This is a genomic window from Acidimicrobiales bacterium (genome assembly GCA_036378675.1).
In the GTDB taxonomy this organism is placed as follows: Bacteria; Actinomycetota; Acidimicrobiia; order Acidimicrobiales; family Palsa-688; genus DASUWA01.
Map to the genome: position 1 here is coordinate 24,624 of DASUWA010000032.1, position 22,638 is coordinate 47,261.

Annotated in this window: 19 protein-coding genes; 12 read left to right on the forward strand and 7 right to left on the reverse strand. The window is 65.3% G+C overall.

From position 1 onward, the window contains the following. Positions 1–2: 2 nt before the first annotated feature. A complete protein-coding gene (locus VFZ97_11475) occupies positions 3–1,127 on the reverse strand; it encodes a metallophosphoesterase (protein HEX6394054.1) in 1,125 nt (374 codons plus the stop codon). Positions 1,128–1,193: 66 nt separating this feature from the next. On the opposite strand from VFZ97_11475, the gene VFZ97_11480 reads away from it, so the two are divergent. Genes VFZ97_11480 through VFZ97_11490 form a run of 3 tightly spaced genes read left to right on the forward strand, consistent with a single transcriptional unit; the run spans position 1,194 to position 3,146 of the window. After that, a complete protein-coding gene (locus VFZ97_11480) occupies positions 1,194–1,937 on the forward strand; it encodes a nuclease-related domain-containing protein (protein ID HEX6394055.1) in 744 nt (247 codons plus the stop codon). Beyond that, positions 1,930–2,619, forward strand: coding sequence for an NUDIX hydrolase (locus VFZ97_11485; protein ID HEX6394056.1), 690 nt, complete (start codon positions 1,930–1,932; stop codon positions 2,617–2,619). The genes VFZ97_11480 and VFZ97_11485 overlap by 8 nt, the downstream gene beginning before the upstream one ends. Before the next feature lie 11 nt (positions 2,620–2,630). Then, on the forward strand, positions 2,631–3,146 hold the full coding sequence (locus VFZ97_11490) for a MarR family transcriptional regulator (GenBank protein HEX6394057.1): 516 nt from the start codon (positions 2,631–2,633) through the stop codon (positions 3,144–3,146). 30 nt (positions 3,147–3,176) lie between these two features. Here the strand turns inward: VFZ97_11490 and VFZ97_11495 are convergent, their stop codons facing one another. Both VFZ97_11495 and VFZ97_11500 read right to left on the reverse strand, forming a co-directional pair. Then, positions 3,177–4,814 (reverse strand): ATP-binding protein, encoded by a 1,638-nt coding sequence (locus VFZ97_11495; GenBank protein HEX6394058.1) that lies wholly within the window; start codon positions 4,812–4,814, stop codon positions 3,177–3,179. A gap of 238 nt (positions 4,815–5,052) precedes the next feature. Further along, positions 5,053–6,015 carry a DNA double-strand break repair nuclease NurA gene (locus tag VFZ97_11500; GenBank protein HEX6394059.1) on the reverse strand — a complete coding sequence of 321 codons (963 nt, stop codon included), beginning with the start codon at positions 6,013–6,015 and terminating at the stop codon, positions 5,053–5,055. Between the two features lie 165 nt (positions 6,016–6,180). On the opposite strand from VFZ97_11500, the gene VFZ97_11505 reads away from it, so the two are divergent. Together VFZ97_11505 and ligD are read left to right on the forward strand one after the other, a co-directional pair. Beyond that, entirely contained in the window at positions 6,181–6,969 is a 789-nt protein-coding gene (locus VFZ97_11505; GenBank protein ID HEX6394060.1) for a Ku protein, read from the forward strand. Between the two features lie 4 nt (positions 6,970–6,973). Then, entirely contained in the window at positions 6,974–7,867 is an 894-nt protein-coding gene (gene ligD / locus VFZ97_11510) for a non-homologous end-joining DNA ligase (GenBank protein ID HEX6394061.1), read from the forward strand. On the opposite strand, the gene VFZ97_11515 is transcribed toward ligD, so the two are convergent. From VFZ97_11515 to VFZ97_11525, 3 genes are read right to left on the reverse strand one after another with little or no spacing between them, the layout of a single operon-like run. Beyond that, a complete protein-coding gene (locus VFZ97_11515; protein ID HEX6394062.1) occupies positions 7,864–9,309 on the reverse strand; it encodes an FGGY family carbohydrate kinase in 1,446 nt (481 codons plus the stop codon). The genes ligD and VFZ97_11515 overlap by 4 nt on opposite strands. A gap of 28 nt (positions 9,310–9,337) precedes the next feature. Then, a complete protein-coding gene (locus VFZ97_11520; GenBank protein ID HEX6394063.1) occupies positions 9,338–10,840 on the reverse strand; it encodes an FAD-binding oxidoreductase in 1,503 nt (500 codons plus the stop codon). Next, complete coding sequence (locus VFZ97_11525) at positions 10,837–12,504, reverse strand: glycerol-3-phosphate dehydrogenase/oxidase (protein ID HEX6394064.1); 1,668 nt, start codon at positions 12,502–12,504, stop codon at positions 10,837–10,839. Before VFZ97_11525 ends, VFZ97_11520 begins: the two co-directional genes overlap by 4 nt. 64 nt (positions 12,505–12,568) lie before the next feature. Between VFZ97_11525 and VFZ97_11530 the strand changes: the two genes are divergently transcribed. From VFZ97_11530 to trpD, 7 genes are all read left to right on the forward strand, one after another. Next, complete coding sequence (locus VFZ97_11530) at positions 12,569–13,060, forward strand: YbaK/EbsC family protein (GenBank protein HEX6394065.1); 492 nt, start codon at positions 12,569–12,571, stop codon at positions 13,058–13,060. A 53-nt stretch (positions 13,061–13,113) separates the two neighbouring features. Next, complete coding sequence (locus tag VFZ97_11535; protein HEX6394066.1) at positions 13,114–13,572, forward strand: Fur family transcriptional regulator; 459 nt, start codon at positions 13,114–13,116, stop codon at positions 13,570–13,572. Between the two features lie 63 nt (positions 13,573–13,635). Continuing rightward, the gene (locus VFZ97_11540) at positions 13,636–14,055 is read left to right on the forward strand and encodes a rubrerythrin family protein (protein ID HEX6394067.1); all 420 of its coding nucleotides are present in this window, start codon (positions 13,636–13,638) and stop codon (positions 14,053–14,055) included. Between the two features lie 219 nt (positions 14,056–14,274). Continuing rightward, positions 14,275–15,588, forward strand: coding sequence for a heterodisulfide reductase-related iron-sulfur binding cluster (locus VFZ97_11545; GenBank protein ID HEX6394068.1), 1,314 nt, complete (start codon positions 14,275–14,277; stop codon positions 15,586–15,588). Positions 15,589–15,591: 3 nt separating this feature from the next. Then, entirely contained in the window at positions 15,592–16,203 is a 612-nt protein-coding gene (locus VFZ97_11550) for a DUF3501 family protein (protein HEX6394069.1), read from the forward strand. 84 nt (positions 16,204–16,287) lie between these two features. Then, positions 16,288–16,539, forward strand: coding sequence for a WhiB family transcriptional regulator (locus VFZ97_11555; GenBank protein HEX6394070.1), 252 nt, complete (start codon positions 16,288–16,290; stop codon positions 16,537–16,539). Positions 16,540–16,559: 20 nt separating this feature from the next. Then, complete coding sequence (gene trpD / locus VFZ97_11560; GenBank protein ID HEX6394071.1) at positions 16,560–17,663, forward strand: anthranilate phosphoribosyltransferase; 1,104 nt, start codon at positions 16,560–16,562, stop codon at positions 17,661–17,663. A gap of 16 nt (positions 17,664–17,679) precedes the next feature. On the opposite strand, the gene VFZ97_11565 is transcribed toward trpD, so the two are convergent. Further along, on the reverse strand, positions 17,680–22,578 hold the full coding sequence (locus tag VFZ97_11565) for a hypothetical protein (GenBank protein ID HEX6394072.1): 4,899 nt from the start codon (positions 22,576–22,578) through the stop codon (positions 17,680–17,682). Between the last annotated feature and the right edge of the window lie 60 nt (positions 22,579–22,638).

Sequence of the window (22,638 nt, forward strand, 5' to 3'; positions counted from 1 at the left end):
CCTCACGCACCTCCGCCGGCGGCGAGTATGGCCTGGTCCAGATAGTCGTGCCCGAGCGACCGGATCCGGTCCCTGTCCAGCCCGGTCAGGTCCTGCCCGCCGATGTAGCCGTCCCATTGCGCTCCAAGCGTGGTGACCTTCGGAAGCTCCGCGTGCATCGTGGTGGCTACGAACTGGGGCTCGAGCTTGAGGTGCAGAGCCGCCGACGCAGCTTCGCGGATCGCGTGCATGTCGAGCATGCGGTACACCTCGGGATCGACGCCGTCGATATAAAGGCGGGCGACCGCCCCCGCCGGCACCTGGGCGGCCCGGGTCATCACGCGGTCCTGCACCTCCGCCGGCGACAAGCCGAGAGCGAAGACCGTCTCCACCGTTACCAGGGGGCGGCAACCGCTCAGCGGGAGGTGCGTGCAGTCGCCGGTGTCGGTATCGAGAACCACCACGCCCTTCGCTTTGTCGGGGTCGTCGGCGAAGGTGAAGGTGTCGGTCGAGCCGGCATACCAGAGACCTGTATCGACCTTGGCGAAGGTGTGGTAGTGGCCCAGCAGCACCAAGTCGGACTGCAGCCTCCCGGCGTCCACCTCGATTTCGTTGATGTCGGCGTGCCTCGGTTGGAGCTGGGTGATCCGCGGGTGAGTGATAAGCAGATTGGTCTTCCCGGGCTCGCGCCTGCGAGCGGCCTCGTCGAGGGCTTCCAGCGCCGCGTCCACCGTCATCATCTGCGGCACTGCGTGGACGACCAGGCCGGGAAAGTCGAACTTCTCGTACGCCAACCGGTGGGCGAAGTGCATCTCAGGGAAGGTGTCGGCAAGCGCGGAGTAGGGACTGCCTGTCCCGGGAAGCCGCGGCGTGTCGTGATTCCCGCTGATGACGACGGCCTTGATCCCGTGGTCCCGGACTCGGGAGAGGCCGCGCTGGGCAACCCGGTAGGAGCGATAGGTCGGCCGGGGATGGTCGAAGATGTCACCGAGCCACACGACCAGGTCGGGCGACTGGGCCAGAGCGAGCTCCACCGCTGCCTCGAAGGACCGCTCGAAGTCGTACTCACGCTGGTTGACCCCACCCTCGGTGGTGAGCGGGAGATAGGAGCGGCCGAGGTGGGCGTCTCCGATCGCAGCGATCCTCATCGACTCCAGGAAACCAGAGGGGTGTGACGAATCACAAGCATGTTGTTTCGACCCTATCCTGGTGGGGTGGGGTCGCGGGGTATCGCTGGAGAATCGGCTCGGGAGGGCTACCAGCACGCACGCGGTCGCCGGCGCCGAAAGGACGGGCTGAGGGTCACCCTTGCCGCCGGAGTCGTGGCGGCCGGTTGGCTGGTTTACCGGATGGCCGCTGGCGAGAGGCGTCTCGTGATCGAGGGCTCGCTGGCTCTTTTATTGGTCGGGGTTCTCCTGTGGCGGGGTGATTCCGATACGAAACGGTGGCTTCGCGGCGCCGGCGGCGAGGTCGCCACCGCGTCGGTTCTCGAGGAGCTTCCGCCCAAGCGGTGGGAGATTTTTCACGACCTGGCCGTCCCGGGCAGCAAAGCCAACATCGATCATCTCGCTATCGGGCCGACCGGGGTTTGGGTGATCGACAGCAAGACGACCCGGGCCCCGGTTCGCATAGGAGTGCTCTCCGTGCGTTTCGGGGAGCGCCGGCTGGAAACCGACGCGGTCAGGTGGCAGGCGGAGATAGTTGGCGAACGGCTCGGCGTGAAAGCGAGGCCGGTGATTGCCATCCACTGCGATTCGCCTGCGGGTGCCCCCCGTTTCTCGCGGCAGGGCGTAAGGCGGGGAGGAGCTCGCATCATTCTCGCCGGCGACCTCACCCGACGGCTCGAGCGCGGTCGCCGGCGGCTCAGGCGGGGGGACGTCCAGTCGTTGGCCGGGGATGTGTTGGAGCATTTCCGGCCCGCTTCCGCGTCTGCCCGGCAGAATTGGGTCCGTGACTGAGCCCACACCCGCGGCGACGGTTGTCCCGCTTCGCGACGGCCCGGGCGGAATCGAGGTTCTGCTTCTCCGCCGGAACTCGCGAGGTGCGTTCGGGGGGATGTGGGTGTTCCCCGGTGGGCAGGTCGATCCAGGCGACATGGCGCTGGAGCCGGGAGGCGTGACCGGACACGACGAGAGCGCCGAGATCTCTGCTGCAAGGCGGGCCGCGGTGCGCGAAGCCTGGGAGGAGGCGGGATTGGACCTCTCCCACCGGGAGCTGGTGACCCTGTCGTTTTGGATTCCCCCGCCCGCAGCCCCAAGGAGGTTTGCCACCTGGTTCTTCCTCGCTGAAGCCGACGGCGAGGTGGTGGTGGACCAGGGAGAGATCCACGACCATCAGTGGATGTCCCCATCGGCGGCGATGGCAGCGAGGGATGCCGGCGAGGTGGAGCTGGCGCCGCCCACCTATACGACGCTGTGGTGGGTGGGCCGCCAGGACGACGTGAAGTCGGCGCTGTCAGAAGCGGCGTCCCGGACGCCAGAGCGGTTCGCAACACACCTCGGGTTCGAATCGGACGGGTCGCTCGCGGCGACCCTTTGGCAGGGGGATGCGGGCTACGAGGACGGCGACATCGGAAGGCCCGGCCCGCGCCGGCGGCTGTGGATGCAACCCGCAGGGTGGCGGGTGGAGATCGACGGGTAGGTTCGCCCGGCATGGCCCGCCCCCGACCTTTGCGATTCGATCCGATCGCCGAGGCGCGGCGTCAGTGGGAGGCCCACGGCTGGGCGGAGGCGGCCGGTGGGATGGCGGCGGTGACTTCCGTCTTCCGCGCGCAGCAGATCTTCCTTGCACGGATCGACGCGGTCCTACGTCCTCTCGAACTGACTTTCGCGAGGTACGAGGTCCTGATGCTTCTGTCGTTCAGCCGGACGGGAGCCCTCCCGTTGAACAAGGTCGGCGCCCGGCTACAGGTCCACCCGACCAGCGTGACCAACGCGGTCGACCGCCTCGAGAGGCAGGGCCTTATCCGCCGGGTCCCGCACGCAACCGACAAACGCACCACCCTTGCGGAGATCACCGAGGAGGGCAGGCGCGTCGCCCTCAAGGCGACCGATGCGGTCAATCGTGAGGTGTTCGACCTGCCGGGGCTGACTGCGGCTCAGCTTGACGAGCTCGTCGGCCTGCTTGGTGAGTTGCGCGCCGGCGCCGGGGATTTCGAGTCCACTTAGCGCGGCAGCGAGGCTGTTCCTATTCGACTCCTAATCGACCAGCGCTGCCGTGTTGGCGGCAGCGGGCGGCCTGGCTGCGGGAGGCGCCGGGGTCCGCTTGACCAGATCGCTGTAGAGATCGATGAGCGCGGGGACTGCGAACGGTGCGTGCAGGTTGACGAGCAGGCACTCGCCGGGCATAAGCGTCTGTATCTCGGCGCTCTGCGCGCCGATGTCCTGCTTCGACGACGAGCGAAGCATGTTGCGGTCCTTCTCGTCGGCGAGACCGAGAATGAAGAAGGTGTTGAACTGGCTGAGCAATTCGTCCTCGAGCAGCTTCGGCTGCTGCGTGACCGCGCACAGCCCGACGTTGAACTTCCTTCCCTCGCGTGCGACTCGCGGGAAAACATTCGACTCCCTGTCTTTGCTCGCCCCTAGCACTCGTTGAGCCTCTTCGAGCGCGATAGACACGACCGGCATCCGTAGGTGTCGATCCGGGTCGTCGAGGTACGCGCCCTGCCAGGTCTCGAGCACACGCCTCGCGAGGAACGATGCAACCAGCACTTCCTCCGTCGAACCCAAGCCGCTCACGTCGACAAGAACCACCCGCCCGGCGAGCAGCTCGTCGATGATCCGTTGACCCGCTGACAACCCGCTGTCCGTCGCGATGCACCGAAGGTCCACTATCCGGCGGGCGCGCCGGTGGACCACCTGCAAGGTGTTCAGCGCGACCCTCGACGAGATCTCCACGTCCCTGAAACCGGCGAGGTCCTCGATGGCCGCGAAGTCGGCAAGCCAAGAGAGACCATCGACGCCATAGTGCCGTTCGAGTTCGTAAAGTGCCTCCTCTTGGGGACGGCTCCACTCGTAAGCCGTTCTCAGGTCGTCCACGGTCAGCTCGCCGAGGCTTATGCGCAAGGCCGAAGAACCCGGTAGCGAGCGGTTGGCGTAGACCCGCAGCATCTCGCCGGCCCACGGATGCCTGGCCAGCGCGTTTCGGTACTCGCCGTGAGGATCCACGAGCAGCAGCGAGTAGCGCCCGTTCGCCCGCATCACCCCGGCGGCCAAGACCTGCATCAGGTTGGACTTGCCCATGCCGGTGGTCGCGAAGATCCCCACGTGGGTGGCGAGCGACTCTCCCGGGATCCCGACGGTGAAGTCGACGACGGCCTCGCCGCTGCGCAGCCGTCCGATCGGAAGGTCGCCCATCCTTCCCGCCAGGAACGCGAAGTCCTCCGCCTGCGGCGCGACGACAGCTGCGAATTGCGAGGGCAGGCTCTTCGGCTTTCGAAACGCCGTCCGCACCCCGCCCGATCCCGGTTCAGGTGGGGCCAGATATCCGAGGCAGCGGCACTCCGCCACCCGGTAGGTTCGCCGGCCCTGCTCGTGCAACGGGTGGAGGCCCGATTCACCGCGCTCGTCATCGGCAAGCAGCGTCCCGGCGACGCGCTCCGCCCATCCGGGCTCGCGGTGCTCGCTTCCGTAGGTGACGTCGACAACCCGGAACAGGTAACGCCGGTCGGTCGCCTCGTCCACCGCGACGAGCAGCTCGCCGATGAACAGGTCCTCGTCCGGCGCTGCCCTGAACACCCCCTCGAGCACGCTGCGCCCGTAGAGGCGGCCGCGGATGTGGCGCGCGCCGGCGAGCAGGTCCGGTCGTGTCTGGTCGGCCACGGTCAGGTCCGTCACGGGGCCAGTCTGTCAGCCCGGTGCGACGCTCCTGTGTGACCGCTTGTCTCGTCGGGGGTGCCGAGTTTTTGTGGTGCATCCGGTTTCTGTGGGACAAACGACGAGGTTTAGGTCGCGTATGTACCGGAGAAACCGGATGTACCAGATTTCGCAGCTCACGAGGCCCCACACCGCCCGCACCAGAGCAGGACCGCTGGGCGCGCTGGGCGCGATAGGCCCGCTAGGCCCGCCAGGCCCGCTAGGCCCGCTCCATCAGCCGGTGACGGTCGGCGAAGGCCCTTTCCCGGACGTCGAGAGGCACGCCCAGACGGTCGAGCTCCTCCTCGATCTGGTTCCACACCTCTTCGCGTACGTGTGAGCCGCATGCGGCGAGCCGGTCGGCGACGCTGAGCGGGTACGGGTATCCGGGGAAGGCAGCGTCGTCGCAGAGGGCCGACAAAGAAGACAACGCCGGCGCGGGATCGCAATCCGCAGGCAAGTCGACCCTGAACGAGAAGCGGGCGTCAGGATCCATCCTCGCCACGACAACCTGGATGCCGGCGCCCACATCCGGACGCGTCCGCGCCACCGGGACCCACCAGCACTGACGCTGTCCCAGTGACTCGTCCGCGATCCGCTCCAGCTGGCCGAGAAGCGGAGCGCCGTTCCACGAAAGTGAGGTGTGCTTGGTGACGCCGGCGACCAACACCTCGCGCTCCGCCGCCCGGGCCAACAACGACGCCAGCCACGACGAGGGAATCCGCCAATCCGGTTGAAGGTCGCCGTCCACGAGGACCATTCCGCCCGGGTCCGCCTCTTCCACGCAACGGGCGACCATCGACCATTCCTTCCAGTCCCTCACCAGGTTCACGTCGACAGGAGAGTCGGGCGAGACCGGAGCCCCCAACGCCGACAAAGATCGCCTTTCCTCGCCCAAACCGAAGAGGAACGCTTGCAGGGTTCCTTCGTCCTCGAGGACCGAGCTGCCGCCAGTCCAGCGGACGCGGGCCGCTCTGGCCGCGTACACCTGCAGGCACCGGGCGTCGGCGATCAGCGCCTGACCTCCGTCCACCGCCCACACGTCCATCGGGGCGGACCCACGACCGAGGGGCGACAGCGCGATCCGCTCCTCGAACACCAGATCGGAGCCGGACGGGTCCCGAAGGCCGCTGGCAACCGCACCGCTGAGCAGTTCTGCGATCCGGGCGCCGGCCGCGCTCACGGAGGGGTCAGGATGCCCGCCTTGCGGCTCAAGGAAATGCCCGCCTTGCGGCTCAAGGAAATGCCCGCCTTCCGGCGTCAGGATGCCCGCCTTCCGGCGTGAGGAAATGCCCGCCTTCCGGCGTGAGGATATGCAGAGCGTCTGACATCAGGGAAGAATGTTGTCATGCCTAGGGCCATCTGGAGCGGTTCGGTCAGCTTTGGGCTGGTCAACGTACCGGTCAAGCTTGTCACCGCGACATCTCCGAAAGACGTCCGGTTCCACCAACTGCACGACGAGGACGGCGGCCGCATCAACCAGAAGCGAGTGTGCTCGATCGACGGTGAGGAGGTCGCCTACGACCACATCGTCAAGGGTTACGACATCGGCGGGGGCCGGTACGTGACGGTGACCCAGGAGGAGCTGTCCGGCCTCGACCCGGCGGCGACGAGAACGATCGACATCGAGGAGTTCGTCGATCTCTCCGACATCGATCCGCTCTTCTTCGAGCACAGCTACTACCTCGTTCCTGACGGGCGAGCAGAGAAGCCGTTCGCCCTGCTCGCGGAGACGATGGCCCGGACCGGAAAGGTCGCCATGGGCCGGTTCGTGTTGCGCACCAAGCAGTACCTCGCCACCATCCGCGCCAAGGACGGCGTTCTGGTTCTTTCCACCATGTTGTACGCCGACGAGGTCGTCGACACTGGGGAGCTCGAAGTGCCGAAGACTGCGGACACTCAACCGAGCGAGCGGGAGCTGAAGATGGCGGAGCAGTTGGTCGAGTCGTTGTCGGCGCCGTTCGAGCCCGAGAAGTACCACGACGATTACAGGGAGAAGGTTCTCGCGATGATCGACGCCAAGGCCGAGGGTGAGGAGGTCGTGGCTCCGGAGGCGCCCGAACCGGCTGCACCGGTCGTCGATCTGATGGCGGCGTTGGAGGAAAGCCTCGCCCGGGCGAAGAAGAGGTCCGCCTGATCCGGTGCCGCAGCCACAGCGTGTAGAAGTTCGTATAGGGCAGCGGAGCCTCAGCCTCTCCAATCTCGACAAAGTGCTATGGCCCGAAACCGGTTTTACCAAGGGTCAGTTGATCGATTATTACTCCCGGATCGCGCCGGTGATGGTTCCCCACTTGACCCGGCGACCGATAACGCTTCGAAGGTGGCCGAACGGCGTCAACGCGACGTCTTTTTTCGAGAAGAACTGCCCGTCGCACAAGCCTCCCTGGGTGGAGTCGGTGCTCATGGGGGACGTCAACTACTGCCTCATCGACGAGCCGGCCGCGCTCGTGTGGGTGGCCAACCTCGCTTCGATCGAGGTCCATCCGAGTCTGGCCCAAGCCCCCGACCTGGAGGTGCCCACCGCTGTCGTGTTCGATCTCGATCCGGGCGCCCCGGCCGACGTGATCACGTGCGCGGAGGTTGCGGTCATCCTTCGCGACGCCCTTCACCGGCTCGGGCTGCAGGCCTGGCCGAAAACATCAGGCAGCAAGGGAATCCAGGTCTACGCACCCCTCAACAGCGGCGCCGACTACGACCGGGTGAAACCCTTTGCCCAGGCGGTTGCGCAGCTGCTGGAGCGGGAGCATCCGGACCTCATCGTGAGCGTGATGGAGAAGTCCCGAAGGAAAAAGAAAGTGTTCATCGATTGGAGCCAGAACACCGCATCCAAAACGACAGTCGCGGTGTACTCCGTGCGGGCGTTGGAGCGTCCGAGCGTCTCAACACCGGTCACGTGGGACGAGCTGGATAACGCCTTGTCGTCGAAGGACGCATCGATGCTGCGCTTCGAGCCCGAGCAGGTCGTGGAGAGAGTCGACCGTCTCGGGGATCTTCACGCCCCGGTGCTCGATGTTCAGCAGGAGCTCCCGGTTTAGAAGCCGAGTTCGCTGAGCTCCGGGTACCAGCGAGCGGCTTTCTCCGTTGCCGCGCGCCAGCGGTCCCGGTTTGAGGGCCGTCCGCTCGGTTCGATCACGGCGCGGGGCTTCCATGTTGCCGCGATGTCGTCGAAGCCGCTCCACGCGCCGGTTGTCAGGCCGGCTAGCAGTCCGGCGCCGAGGGTGGTCGCTTCGAGCTCCCGGGAGATCTCCATCGGACGGTCGCACGCGTCGGCGAGTGCCTGCACGAAGACGACGTTGGCGCTCATGCCTCCGTCAACCCTCAGGTGCTCGACGTTCAGCTCGGCGTCGCGTTCGGCGGCTTCGAGAAGGTCCGCTCCGGAGTGAGCGATGCCTTCGAGCACTGCCCGTACCAGCTCGGGTTTTCCCGATCCTCGGGTGAGGCCGAACACGGCGCCGCGCGCGCCGAAGTCCCATTGAGGCGTCCCATAGCCGAGAAGAGCAGGGACAGCCACGACGCCGCCCGTGTCGTCGCATTGCGCGGCGACCGTCTCAGAATCTGCGGCGCTGGAGAGGATGCCAAGGTCCTCGACCATCCAGTCGACTGCTGTCCCTGCAGCGAGCATGATCGCTTCGACTCCCCAGGTCGGTTTGCCTTTCCGGGTCCAAGCGATGATGGGAAAACATCCACCTCGACCGCGCGTGGCGAAACTCGGTCGCGCATCCCCGGTGCAGACATCGAGCATCGCTCCGGTGCCGAAGGTCACTTTGGCAAGCCCGGCCTTGGTGCATCCCTGGCCGGCAAGCGATCCTTGCTGATCTCCGATGAGGGAGCAGATCGGCAACTCGCCGGCCAGCTCGCCGGCGGTCCCTAGGTTGCCGGTCGAGTCGACGACTTGCGGCAGGGCCGAAAGAGAGATGCCGAGACGTTCGGTCAGCGCCTTGTGCCAGCCACTCCCGTCGGTGCTGTAGAGACCAGTGACCCCTGCGTTGCTCGGATCGGTTATGTGCAGACGGCCGCCGCTCAGTGTCCACGCGATCCACGAGTCGACGGTGCCGAGCTTCGCGTTTTCTCGTTGTTCGGGGGCGAGTTGGTCGAGGAGCCACGCGAACTTCGTCGCCGACTCGCTGGGGGAGAAGCGGATTCCTTCGGCCTGAAGCTCGAGGCAGGTTCCGACCGTGCGCAGATCCTGCCAGCCGAGTCCCGGCCCGAGAGGTTGACCTGTGTTCGAATCCCACGCGATCGCGGAGGCTCGCTGCGCGGTTATGCCGACCGCCTCGACCGGGCCGCCGGCAGCGAGCGCCTCGCGCGCAGTTTCAAGGACTGCTGTCGCCATCGCGGCAGGGTCGAACTCGACCAGTCCCGGCATGGGAACCGATGGCGGAAGGGACCGGCGCCGGACTTGTTCGACGGTTGCGTCGGGTCTGACGATTGCGGCACGGACACTGCTGGTTCCGACGTCCACCACCAGGATGCTCATCGGTTGCTGGTCACCCTTTCGAGTTGCGTCATAGCAGCGGGCCATCACCGAACGGCGAGGAGAGACCGAGCTTGCCTGGGTTCAGGATTCCGTTGGGATCGAGAGATTCCTTGAGCTTGGTGAGGAGCCCGAATCCGGCGCCCAAGTGATGTTCGAGGTACAGGGCTCGGTTGAGACCGATCCCGTGATGGTGGGAGATCGCACCCCCGTTGTCCTCGGTCGCCCCGGTGACCGCGTCGAACGCCGCCCGGTAGTAACGCTCCTTCTCCTCGATCACGGCCGTCGCCGGCCTCCCGGCGAAGGTGAAGTAAAGGCACGCCCCGTCGGTGTACGCGTGCGACTGATGAGCGGACACCGCGAGGGTGGCTTCGATCGCGGTGACTCTCGCGATCGCGTCGTTGTAGATGCCGGGCAGTGCGGCCCACTTGGCAGATATCTCGATCGTGTCTGCGACGACGCCCGCGCGGGCGAGCGACTCGAGAGGCGGAAGGTTGTTGCGGTGGTCCAGCCACCGCTCGGCGATCACGTCGTCGAGGGTGCTGGCGCCGGCGGTGAGGCATTCCTCGTTCACGACCTTCATGACCGAGTCGATGAGACCAGGGTCGCCTTCGTCGACCACGATCAGCACAGCCGTGCCGTCGATCTCGAAGTTTCGCTGCGTCTCGGTGGGGTCGTAGAGCCGGAGCACCGCCGGTGTGGCTCCGCGACGGAGGATCGTTCGGCACGCTTCGAGCCCATCGTTGAAGGTTGGAAAACCGTAGGCCGCTCGCCGCTCCGCCGGCGGGACGGGGTGAACCCTGAGGAGCACCTCGGTGATAACACCGAGGGTGCCTTCGCTTCCTACGAACAGCTGGGTGAGATCCGGTCCAGTCGCGGCGCGGGGCGCCTTCCCTCCGGTGTGAAGTACGGACCCGTCGGCGAGTACCACTTCCAGGCCGGCGACCATGTCCTCGATTTTCCCGTAGCGGGTGGAGTACTGGCCGGCGCCGCGGCACGCCACCCAGCCACCGACGGTTGACAGCGCGATCGACTGCGGCCAATGACCTGCGGTCTTCTCGTACTTCGAACGAAGCGTCGCCTCGAACTCGTCTCCCCAGGTTCCGGCCTGGACTCTCACGAGGAGGGAAGTGTCGTCGACTTCGACGATGCCCGCGAGTCCGGTCAGGTCGAGCGCCACCCCACCGAAGACGGGCAAGCTCCCGCCGCAGACTCCGCTGCGGCCCGCGAAAGGCACGACCGGAACTCTGGCTTCGTTGCAGAGCTTCAGGACTGCAGCGACTTGTGCGGCATCGCCGGGTGTCGCAACCACCGCGGGAAGGGTCGGGTTGACGCCCTCGACCGCCCATTGCACCGACAGCGGCCACCAATCGCGGCCCGCGATAACTCTGGCTGCGGCGCCGTCATCGATTTTGGCGCACTCGCCGGCGAGCCGGTCCAGGAACTTTCCGTCGAGTTCGGCCGGTTTGCCGAACCTCGGAGGCGTCGCTGCCGCGTCGGGCCCGAGCTCGGCAGGAAGCGGTGGTCGGGTCACAGGTTGGCGGCTGCGCGCTCTTCGGGCTCGGCGCTCATCGCCTGCCGCTCCGTTTCGACCGCAGCTCGGAACGCCTGAACCTGCCTGGCCTGCTCGGCCTCGTCCCAACCGAGTTCCTTCGCCACGAGCTTCGCGACGGCGGGCGCCACCTCGGCTGCCGCGTCCCGGTTCAGGATCCGTGCCCGGGTTCGTCTCGAGAGGATGTCGTCGAGGGTTTGGGCCATCTCGTGCCGGGCCGCGTATACCGCTTCCGCCCCGATGTATGGAAGATTCTCCGAGATGGGCTCCGCGAACACGGACTCATCACGGGATAGCGCGAGGACATCGCTCACTTCGGTCCCATACCGGTTTTCCAGAAGACCGTTGCAGGCTCGCCCGCTCGGCGTTCCCACTAGGCGAAGACGTCTCGTGCGGCTGGCCCCGATTCGACGGTGCGGGCTCAGAACCTTCGCAGCCGCGTCGACCGTGTCGGCGGCCATCAAGCGGTAAGTGGTGAGCTTCCCGCCCGTGACCGTGATGAGACCGTTTGCGGAGGTAGTCACGCTGTGCCTGCGGGAGAGGTCGGCGGTCCGCGCGCTCTTGGCGTCGCTGATGAGCGGCCGCAGACCGGCCCAGCTTCCGGTGACGTCGTCGGGCGTTATGCCGGCGGTCGTCCAGGCGTTCACCGCGCGCAATACGTACTCGACGTCATCGAGGGTGCACTGGGGATCGTCCAGCGGCCCGTCGTAGTCCGTGTCGGTCGTGCCGATGTAGGTGTAGCGCGCCGGGCCGGATCGATTTTCGCTCGATGGGCCGATCTCGTTAGCCGCCCAGGGAACGACGAAGACCGATCGCCGGTCACCGGGAACCGTAAGTACCGATGCGAAGTCGCACGGCAGCTTCTCGGCTGGGACCGCGACATGGATCCCCTTAGCGGGACGGATCTTGACCGGGCTGCCGGCGCTATGCCCCCCGAGGGAAGCGATCTGCTCGGACCATACGCCGCCGGCGTTGATCACGACTCCGGCGCGGATCCGGGTTCCGTCTGCGAGTAGGGCACCCCGCACGCGCCCGCCTTCCTCGATCAGCTCGGCGACGGGGGAGTAGTTGGCGATCGCCGCTCCGTGTGCGGCGGCCGTTCGGGCCACGGCAAGGGTGAGCCGTGCGTCGTCGGCCTGGGCATCCCAGTACAGGAAGGACGCGACCAGGCGGTCCGTCCGCAGCATCGGGATGTGCCTCAAGGTTTCGTCCGAAGCGATCCTGCGGTGACGGTGCCCGATACGTAACCCGCCGGTCAGGTCGTAGGTCCACAGGGCTACGGAGTAAGCCTTAGCCACGGAACTGGCGATGACACCGTCCTTGCCGAAGAGAGGAATCAGGAAGGGCAACGGATGCACCAGATGGGGAGCGTTCTCCAGGAGGCGCTGGCGCTCGTGCAGGGCTTCGTACACCAGGCGGTAGTCGTGCTGCTGCAGATAGCGGAGTCCTCCGTGGACCATCTTCGATGACTTCGACGACGTTCCCGAAGCGAGATCCCGGGCCTCGACCAGCGCAGTTCGAAGTCCTCGGCTGGCGGCGTCGAGCGCCACACCGCAACCGGTGATTCCGCCGCCGATCACGAGCACGTCGAATTCCTCGCCGGCGATTCGCTCAAGCGACAACCGACGGTCGAAGGGGGGCGGCACGGCGCTCCACCCTAGCTAGCCCGGTTCTTTCGCGGCGTGGTTGCGGATCAACTACAAATCAAGAGTGGCCGAACTGGTGGGCGGCGCCGCCCGGGTTGCGGAAGAACTGCGTCAGCTGGGTATGGCGGGGGACGTCATGGAGATGCCGGAAAGCACCCGATCCGCCCCCGAGGCAGCCGCGGCTATCGGTTGCGAGGTGGCCCAGATCGTGAAGTCCCTGGTATTTCGTGCCGTCGAGCGCGACGAACCAGTGCTGGTCCTCGCATCTGGATCGATACGCGTCGACGAGGAGAAGCTGGCGGCGCTGGTAGGGGAGCCGGTCGAGCAGGCCAGCGGAAAGTACGTGCGGGATCGCACCGGATTCGCGATCGGTGGGGTCGCGCCGATCGGCCACTCGCAGCCCTTGGCGGTCTACATGGACGAGACGCTTCTTGACCACGACGAGGTCTGGGCCGCCGCCGGCACTCCACGGTCGGTGTTCCGGATAACTCCGCCGGTCCTACAGCGGCTGACCAAGGCCAAGGTCACCGACCTCGCGGAGGTGAGTTCTTCGTGAGAACTTGGCCCAGGTTCTGCCAACAATGATTGTTATCTACTAATATTTGTCGTATGAGGTCGCCGGCGGAGATGGTTGAGCTCTTCCGGGAGCGGGGCCTGAAGGTGACCCCGCAACGGGAGTGCATCTTCGACGTCCTGTGGGGCGCGGAAACCCATCCGACCGCGGAGTCCGTGTACGCGGAGGCAAGGACCCGGATGCCGACGATGTCGCTGAAGACCGTTTACCAGACTCTCAACGACCTCGCCGATATGGGCGAGATCCATCAGCTGGATCTCGGGACCGGCTCCAGCCGATTCGACCCCAACGTCGACGTGCACCACCACCTCGTCTGCAACCGCTGCGGGAAGGTTCGCGACCTCTACGCCGACTACACCACGGTGGAGGTGCCGGCGTCGGCACGTCAAGGCTTCGCCGTCGGCAGCGCCCAGGTCGTACTCCGGGGGCTGTGCGCCGACTGCCAGGCCCTCGAGGCCTCTGCAGCCGGCACCGGAGGCCCCGGGTCCGGATAGCCCGGGTAGCCCAAGCAGCCAAACCAAGATCTCGAGCAACAAAACAAAGGAGAAAATCAGCTGATGCCTGCCCTCAAGGACAGCAAGACACACAACAACCTGAAGGAAGCGTTTGCCGGCGAGAGCCAGGCAAACCGCCGGTACCTGTACTTCGCTCAGAAGGCGGACGTCGAGGGTTATCCCGACGTCGCCGCGCTTTTCCGCTCCGTCGCCGAGGGCGAGACCGGCCACGCGTTCGGGCACTTCGACTTCCTCGCCGAGGTCGGCGACCCGGTCACCGGCGTCGCGGTCGGGGCCACCGAGGACAACCTGAAGTCCGCCATCGAGGGCGAGACCTACGAGTACACCGAGATGTACCCGGGCTTCGCCAAGACCGCCCGCGAGGAGGGCTTCGACCAGATTGCCGAGTGGTTCGAGACCCTCGCCAAGGCCGAGAAGAGCCACGCAGGCCGGTTCAGCAACGGGCTCGCCGGCGTCAGCTAGGCGTTTTCTTCGTCCGAACTTCGAGCGGGTGCGCGAACCGTCGCTGGTGGCGGTTCCGCCCCCGCTCGCCGTCGAAAACACCGGCCCGATCCGTGGATTGGGCGTGGAATCTGCGTTTGGGTGTGGGTTCGGACCGAACCCTGTCGAAATTCACGCCCAAACGGCGGAACCTACCTCCGATGCCTGCGCTTCCGCCTTGGATCCTCTCTGGAGTAGCCGTTGACGACCACATACGACCCTGACCATCCGGCATATTTCGACGAGGCGGACCTCCGCGGTGAGCTGACCCGCGTCTACGACCTTTGCCACGGGTGCCGGCTGTGCCTGTCGCTGTGCCCGTCGTTCCCGACCATGTTCAACCTGATCGATGCCAAGGACGGCGACGTCGCTGCTCTGACATCGCAGGAGCAGGACCAGGTCGTCGACGAGTGCTACCAGTGCAAGCTCTGTTATATCAAGTGCCCCTACATTCCTCCGCACGAGTGGCAGCTCGATTTCCCGAGGCTGATGTTGCGTGCCGAAGCGGTCAAGAACAAGACCGGTGGCACGCTTCGCGGGAAGCTGGCCACACAGGCGCTCGGCCGGACCGACCTGCTCGGCAGGGTCGGCACCGCGAGCGCTCCGGTCGTCAATGCCATGACCGGCAAGCCGGGGTCACTTGTCCGCAAGATGATGGACAAGACCATCGGCATCGCCTCCGAGCGCTTGCTTCCCCCTTACGCGCGGGTCCGCTTCTCGACGTGGTTCAAGAAGCGTGTCGCGCGGAGCGGTGAACTGTTGGGCAGGTCCGAGCAGGCGAAGGTCGCCATTTTTCCTACGTGCATGGTCGAATACCAGAACCCGGACGTGGGCAAGGATCTTGTCGCGGTGTACGAGCACAACGGGGTCAATTGTCAGCTCGCCGAAGGCGTCGGTTGCTGCGGCGCCCCCTGGTTGCACAGCGGGGAGTTCGAGCCTTTCCGAAAGCAAGCGGCTCGCAATGTTGCCGCTCTCGCCGACGTGGTTCGTCAGGGTCGGGATGTGGTTGTGCCGCAACCCACCTGCGGGTACGTGTTGAAGCGTGACTATCCCGAGTACCTCGGCACCGACGAAGCGCGCCTCGTTGCCGAGCACACCTACGACGCTGCCGAGTTCGTCTGGCGACTGCACAAGGCTGAAGAGACGAGCATCGACACGGAGTTCAAGGGCGAGGTGCCCGAGAAAACGGCCTACCACGCCCCGTGCCATCTTCAGGCGCAGAACATCGGCCTTCGCAGCCGAGACCTGATCAAGCTCACCGGGACCCAGGTGATCCTTGTGCAGAAGTGTTCCGGGATCGACGGGACTTGGGGCTTGCGCAGCGAGAACTACGAACTGGCCCGAAAGGTGGCGCAGCCTCTCCGCGAGGCCATAGAGCGGGCGGAACCCGATGCTGTGGTGGGGGATTGCCATCTAGCCAACGGCGCGATAGCGCAGGAGACGGGGCGAAACGCGCTCCACCCCCTGCAGTTCATCGCGCGGGCCTACGGAATCACCGCCGACGAGGAGGCGTGACGGATGTCGCCGGCTAGCACCCCGCTGACCCTCGGCGATATCGCCGACGCCCGCGCCTACGAGCGAGAGCGCGCCGAGTTTCGCGACCGCATCATCCAGCTGAAGAAGGTCAGACGAGTGCCGGTGGGCGCCATCGTGACGTTCGTTTTCGAGAACCGCGACACGATCCGGTTTCAGATCCAGGAGATGGCGCGAGCCGAGAAGCTTTATAGCGACGAGGCAATCCAGGAAGAGCTCAACACCTACAACCCGCTGATTCCCGGCGTCGGCGAGCTTTCGGCGACCATGTTCATCGAGCTCACCTCCAAGGAGGAGCTCGAGTACTGGCTGCCTCGTTTGACCGGGATCGAGCAAGCTCCCCGGTTGGTGATCGGCGAAGGTTCTGGCGCCGAGATCGTCCCGGCCAGGGTCGATACATCCCACGCAGCGCAGCTGACCAGGGAAGAAACGACCGCCTCGGTGCACTACGTGGCGTTCTCTCTAGGTCCGGCGCAGGTGGCGCGTTTTCGTGATGAACCGGTCAAGCTTGGTATCGATCATCCCGAATACAGGGAGGAGACCCTCCTTTCCGAGGACACCAAGATGAGCTTGCTAGAGGACTTGTCGGGGAAATAACGGGCTAGACACCCACAGACCGTTCGGCCAAACTACGGTTTCCGACCGGTTGACCCCGGAAAGACCGGCACGACGGGATCGCTGATGAGTGACTTGAAGGACAACAGGGCGCTTGCGTGGCGGCAGAAGGCAGCGTGCCGTGGCGTGGATCCGGACATCTTCTACCCGGTGTCGGATGAGGACGCCGAGGACGCCAAGGCGATCTGCGCCTCGTGCCCGGTGCAGCGAGCGTGTCTGGAATGGGCTCTGGCGGTCCGGGAGAAGGACGGCGTGTGGGGCGGGGCGACCGAGCGCGAGCGGCGGCGGATCCTTCGCCGGCGGCGTCGCACTGCCTGAGCCGAGAGACGGCGCACCGGTTGAGCGACACGGAGCGTCCGGGAGCCGGCCTGACCATCGACGATCTGGGCGGCTGGCCAGGCGTCCTGGGTAGGATCGCCACCGGTTCGGATCTCACCAGCCTCGAGGCGGCGGTCGCCCTCGGTGAGGTGCTCGAGGGGAATGCGACGCCGGCGCAGGTGGCCGCGTTTGTTTTCGGGTTGCGCTGCAAGGGCGAGACCGTCGAGGAGATGACCGGTCTGGTGTCCGCCATGCTCGCAGCGTCCGAGCGGGTGGTCGTCGCACCGGAGCTGGCAGACCGGTTGGTCGATACCTGCGGGACCGGCGGCGACCGGAGCGGGACGATCAACATCTCAACCATCGCCGCGCTGGTTGTCGCCGGCGCCGGCGTGCCGGTTTGCAAGCACGGCGGGCGGGCGGCCTCGTCCAAGGCGGGCTCGGCTGACCTTCTCGAGGCACTCGGGGTGGTGATCGATCTTGGGCCAGAAGGGGTCGCCCGTTGTATCGAAGAGGCGGGTATCGCATTCTGCTTCGCGCCCCGTTTCCATCCCGCGATGAGGCACGCGACCCCGGTGCGGCGCGAGCTCGGAGTCCCGACTGCGTTCAACTTCCTGGGGCCGTTGGCCAACCCGGCTCGGGTTCGCAGGCAGGTCGTCGGTGTGGGCGACCCGGCGATGGCACAGAAGATGGCTCGAGTGCTTGCCGCCGGCGGCGCGGCAGAAGTGATGGTGGTCCACGGCGCCGACGGTCTGGACGAGCTGTCGACCACCGGCCCGTCGACGATGTACCGGTGGCGTGCTTCGGATGGGTTGGACCCGGCGGCGGAGATCAAACCGGAGGTGGTCAATCCCGTGGGGTTGGGTCTTGCGCCGGCGATGTTGGATCAGCTCGTCGGAGGAGACCCAGCCACCAACGCCGGGTGCGCCCGCGCAGTGCTCGCCGGTGATGAGGGACCCCACCGTGACATCGTCGTGCTGAATGCAGCCGCTGGTCTGGTCGTGGCCGGGATCGCCGGTGATCTGGAAGAGGGTTTGGCTCAGGCCGCAGCCTCGCTTGACAGCGGGGCGGCGGCTGAACGGTTGGACCGGTTGGTTCGGGTGTCGATGAAGCTGGGGCGCCGCTAGGCGGAACAGGCGCTGACTAGAGAGCGGCGCACTGCCCCGACTTGCTCGACGCGGTATTCGGTTGGTTCGCGTTGGTAACACCGGGCTGGTTCTTGTCGCACGACAGGGAGCCGGCGATCGAATCGCCCGCGACCTCTGGTTCGGCTGGGAGACCACTGTTCGATGAGGTCGGCCCCGTATTGTTGCTCACGGTCAGAGATCCGTTCACCGAGGTGTTGGCGATCTCCACGCCGTCGGTGTTCTTGCTGAGAGTCGTAGTGCCTCCGACAGAACTCGGCGCGCACCCCGTTCCCATTCCTCCTCCGATGAATACGAACCCGGTGCTGCCGTTGACGGACAAGGAACTACCGAGAGTGGCGTTGCAGAGTATGAAAACAACTGCGCCATTCGAGCTGACTGCTCCAGAGATTGATCCGCCGTACACCTCGAGGCCGCCGCCAGAGTTGACCGTGACTGACGAAGTGACGTGCCCGGTTATAAGCACTAATTGACCGCTGTTGATCGTCAGGCTGCCGGAGCGCGTGCCACTAATCACTTGCGTGAATGCGGTTACGTTTACAGATGCTGCAGACGATGTCGAGGCCAGGTAGTCCGGGTCTGTGGCGTTGTAGGTGCCACCCGGTAGCGGCGTTGTGCTCGACCCGAAGTATGCCGTCAGGCTGTAACCGCCTGCGCCGGTACCTGGGACAAAGTTGATGATGCCTGCCTGAGCGACACCCTTGCTGTTGGTGATCCCTACGGAGGCACCGATCGGCGTCCCGGACTGTGAAATGACGAAGTACACCGCCTTCTGTGCGAGGGGAGTGCCTCCTGAGGTCAGCGTGGCTTTGGCGCCACTATTGACACCAAAGGAAATCTGGCCGGTCGGCGGTGAGAGCGTGAGGCTTGTAGCTGCTTTGCTGATCTGGAAGCTCTCATGAGCCGCTGCCGGCTGGTCGCTGGCGTCCCCGGCGAAGCTTGCTGTAAGCGTATAGGTCCCGGGAGGCTCAATTAGCGGGATCGTGGCGGTAGCCACGCCGCTCGAATTGGTGGGTGCCGTCACTGAAGACGGGCCGAGGTCGAAGGTTATCGGGGCGTTGGTCAGGCCCGGCGAGAGAGTCGCTGACACGGTGGCCGAACTCAGGAAGGTGCCGCTTGTGCCTCCGCTCAACGCCAGCGTGTGGGGCGTTAGGTTCTGTACGACCGCTCCTACAGTGACGCCCGGAGTGAAGTAGTAGCCGTTGTTGTTGTCCATGCTGACCTCGCCCACGCCGTTCACCGCTTGCACCATGAACACGATGCCGCTCGGGTTGGGGAAGGACATCTGCGCGGTCCACAACGTCGAGTCTGATGCGTTCTGGGTTAGGTCGAGCGATTGCCACTTGCCGTGGTTCGGATCTCCCGGAAGACCCGTATACGTCACCCAGACATCCTGGATGCCGGCTGACAGATCACCGGTCACGTTGGCCGAGAAGGTGACAGTATTGCCACTAATCGAACCGGTCACATTGCTGACCGTGGGTGGCGCGGCAAGCGCGGGGGTGTTAGCTCCGTACTTCTGAGTGTTGTTGCTGTAGAAGAGGCGAAGGCCTTCATCGCTGAAGGTACGCATCGTGTCCGTTGAGGCGCCATTTGAGTCCGACATGTACTGGACGGGCGTCAGGGCCAGCTCGGTGTCGCCGCCATTCAGGAGGGTCCCGAAGTAGTTCGGGTTCCATGTGGTCTGCGGGAAGAACACGGGGGATCCGAAGGGGACCACCTGCGGGTTTCCGGTTTCGGTCGCGGGATCCCCTGTCAACGGATTGGTGCCGGTCGTATCCGTGTAATTGCCGCTGACGAAGCCCACGCCCCTCAGGGTCTCGTTAGTGACGTTGACGTTGTAGGTCTGGACGGGGAGCACGGGTCCGCCAGGCGCCGCGGTCACACCTTGGGCACCCGAGTCGTAGGTAAACGAAGTGTTGCTGCCCGGCGGCGTAACTGTGGTCGGACTAAGGCTGAAGCCAGAGAAGTCGATATTGGCCTGTTGCAGGCCCAACAGGTTGGCGGGATTCGGGGGATTCGGGGGATTCGGGTCAACGGGGGAAGCGGTCGCGACGCTCGCAGAGCCTCCGGGAGCCGGTGCCTGATGCGGTTCCTGCACGCCGATCATCGGCAGCCCGTACAGGGTGGTCTCTAGGAGCGCCTTCTCCTCGATACCGCCGAGGTGGACCACGCCGGCCAGGTATTTCTGCTTCGCGGCAAGCATGGCCAAGCCCACAGGAACCGGACCTGGCCCGCTGGACGGCTGGTAGCCCAGCTGCTGCGCGATGTCCACGTACAGCTGGTCGCTGTAGGCCACGTAGTTCGTGTCGCCGTACTGGTAGCCCGAGCCGGCGATCAGGGTTGAACCCGCTTGGGCGAACGTCTGTGGCCAGGCCAGGGGGTCGGTAACGCCGGGGATGGCGTCAGCGGGGTCGATGTTGTATCCCGCGTGGCAGCCCGCGCCGAGGACAAGGGAGTTGCGAAGCGTCGTGCCGACGAGAGTTGCGAACTGGTTCGTGGTCATCGTCGTGGCTTGATCGGCCGCGAGGAGGTTGTTGGCGCTGAAGTGCGCCGCCAAGAACGCGAGATCATGGTGGCTGCCGAACAGAGCGCTTTGCAGGTTTGACGCCGTCCAACCGTTGTTGATGAGGGTCGAGTTGTTCGTCCCGCCGATACCCGACTGAAATGCGCTCGCAACCTGTGTGGCAGGCGGGCCCATGAAGTCGTAGCCGACCGACAGTGACGAGGTAGGGGAAATCGTCCTTGCGCCCCCGAGGTAGTTGTTAACCGTGGCAAGGATGTCGGCCGGGGTCTGGACCAAGCGGCCCACCGCCGCCGTCGACAAAGGCACGGTTACCCCTTGGATGGTCAGCTGGTTGGCAGCCCCATACTGGTCGTCGCTGACGTAGTAGTTGTTGACCAGCGCAGCTTCTGGCGATGACGTCGACAACAGCGGAGGCTGGTAGTTGGATTCGCCCGCAAGCCCGGCGTTGTCCGGATAGCGGAAGAACGGGATGACGTCGTCGTCACCGACGATGACAACGTTCTTGAGGTTGGTGGGGGTCACTCGGTACGAGTTGATGATGTTCTGTATCGCGGCCGCTTCGAGATCGGGCGCATAAGGGCAGCCTGGATTCGCTGCTGCCTGGGCCTGAAGGTCGTTGACCATCTGACTCTTGCCGACGTCGACCACGACACCGCCCGTCGCCAGCGCCAGTTGCTGCAACGGCGTGTACAAGGGGTTCCCCCCGGTGTACGTCTGACCAACGTTGGGCATGAGAGTTGAATCAGCGATTATGACTGTCGAGTAGCTCGGCCCGCCGGCGCCGCTAATGGTTGGATCGCCAGAGAAGCTGCTCAAGCCGCCGCCACACGGCCCACCCAAGTTCGTCACGGTAAGTGTGTAGGGCGAGAAGGGCACGAAGGCGCCATTGTTTCCGGTAATTCGGACGTAGAAGTTGCCTGTGTTGTTCCAGGTATTGACGGTGACGGACTTATCCACGGCTCCCGGTGCTGTCGACACGGCCAACAGGCTGTCGAGCTGCGCGCTTGAGTAAGCGGCCGAGAAGGCCGACGGGCTGAACGCCGACGGGCTGAAAGCGCTGGGTGAGAATGCGCTCGGGCTGAATGCCGAAGGTGAGAAGGCAGACGGCGAGAAGGCGCTCGGGCTGAACGCGGACGGGCTGAACGCCGAGGGGCTGAACGCCGAAGGGGAGAAAGCCGACGGCGACGCGGCGCTGCCGGGCGCTTCCGCTCCTAAAGCGGCGAGGTTAGGCGTCGAATTGTTGAGCGCATTGAAGGCCTGGCTGATATCCGAGAAGACAGCGATGTTGTAATCGCCAGCAACATTGCTGAGTGAGACCTGAAGTTGCTCTCCGGGGGTGACTGAGAAGTCGTACCAGAGGGCTTCCCCCTGGAAGTTGAGGGACTGGCTTGCGCCGACCTGGCCCGGAGTGCCGAGGTACTTGGCGGTCAACCACGAAGTGTTGGAATCCTGGGCCGCGGCTGGTGTGAGCGACACGCCATCGACGAAGTCACCCAAGCTGTTGTCCGGGAAACCCAGGCTGGGGTTTTCCGTGCTGTCGAACTCGATGGCCGCTGTTGTCGCAGTCGCAGTAACCGCATACTGCGCAACCGTCCAACCTGTACCGCCTTGAAGTCCGCTTCCCGGCTGAGCGCTGCCCACCAAATACGATCCGTTCCACTGCACTGCCATCGTGTTGTCAGCCGGACTGGTGTTCGGGCGGGCTTGATATGCGAACTTGAAAATGTACTGCGTCCCGGGAACGGTGGCGACCGTCTGGGTGATGCCGCTCACGCAGTTGGAGTTGAGCTCCGCGTACTGGTTGCCGTCGAATGGGGTCACACCAACGGTTGCCTGCGTTTGAAGCTCTATCCCGCATCCGTTGGTCGCTGCCCAGTCCGGGATTCCCGTCGAGAAGTTCGACCAGTTCCCGTTGAAGGTTTCTCCAGGGAAACCATGGCCGATCACTGGCTGCTCGAACGATCCGTTCGTCGCCACCTGGTTGCTGGTCACGTTCACGTTCACGGGGGGAGCAGACGCAGGGCCCGTTTGCCCCGAGACGGTCTGCTCAGCGGTGAGCGAGTGGTTCCCCTGCAACAGATTCAGGACGGTGGACCAATTGCCGGTCTCAGAGTCGGCAGTAGCTGTGCCGACCAGGACTCCACCGTCGAGAACGCCGACGGATGCTCCGGTGGACGCGGTTCCACTCACGGGGACCGTAGGTGTCGCGCTGGAAGCGGGGGCGGTGATGGTCGGTGCCGGCACGCCGCCGTCCGCGAAAGCGGCGGAAGTTGGTTGCACCAGAAGACTCGTACCGACGATGGTCGATGCAGCCGCGAAAGCTGCCAAGTAGGCAGGGATTCCCCGGCGATAGGTACGAACCGACCTCATTTGCGACCCCCATACGGTGGGGGACGAGCCTCTCTCGCCCCTTCAAAATCGTCAGTGCGG

Coding starts and splice junctions, on each gene's coding strand:
- VFZ97_11550 (HEX6394069.1), top strand. CDS start 15,592: ATGTCGCCGGCTAGCACCCCGCTGACCCTCGGCGATATCGCCGACGCC.
- VFZ97_11565 (HEX6394072.1), bottom strand. CDS start 22,578: ATGAGGTCGGTTCGTACCTATCGCCGGGGAATCCCTGCCTACTTGGCA.
- VFZ97_11540 (HEX6394067.1), top strand. CDS start 13,636: ATGCCTGCCCTCAAGGACAGCAAGACACACAACAACCTGAAGGAAGCG.
- VFZ97_11535 (HEX6394066.1), top strand. CDS start 13,114: ATGAGGTCGCCGGCGGAGATGGTTGAGCTCTTCCGGGAGCGGGGCCTG.
- VFZ97_11505 (HEX6394060.1), top strand. CDS start 6,181: ATGCCTAGGGCCATCTGGAGCGGTTCGGTCAGCTTTGGGCTGGTCAAC.
- VFZ97_11515 (HEX6394062.1), bottom strand. CDS start 9,309: ATGAGCATCCTGGTGGTGGACGTCGGAACCAGCAGTGTCCGTGCCGCA.
- VFZ97_11555 (HEX6394070.1), top strand. CDS start 16,288: ATGAGTGACTTGAAGGACAACAGGGCGCTTGCGTGGCGGCAGAAGGCA.
- VFZ97_11490 (HEX6394057.1), top strand. CDS start 2,631: ATGGCCCGCCCCCGACCTTTGCGATTCGATCCGATCGCCGAGGCGCGG.
- VFZ97_11475 (HEX6394054.1), bottom strand. CDS start 1,127: ATGAGGATCGCTGCGATCGGAGACGCCCACCTCGGCCGCTCCTATCTC.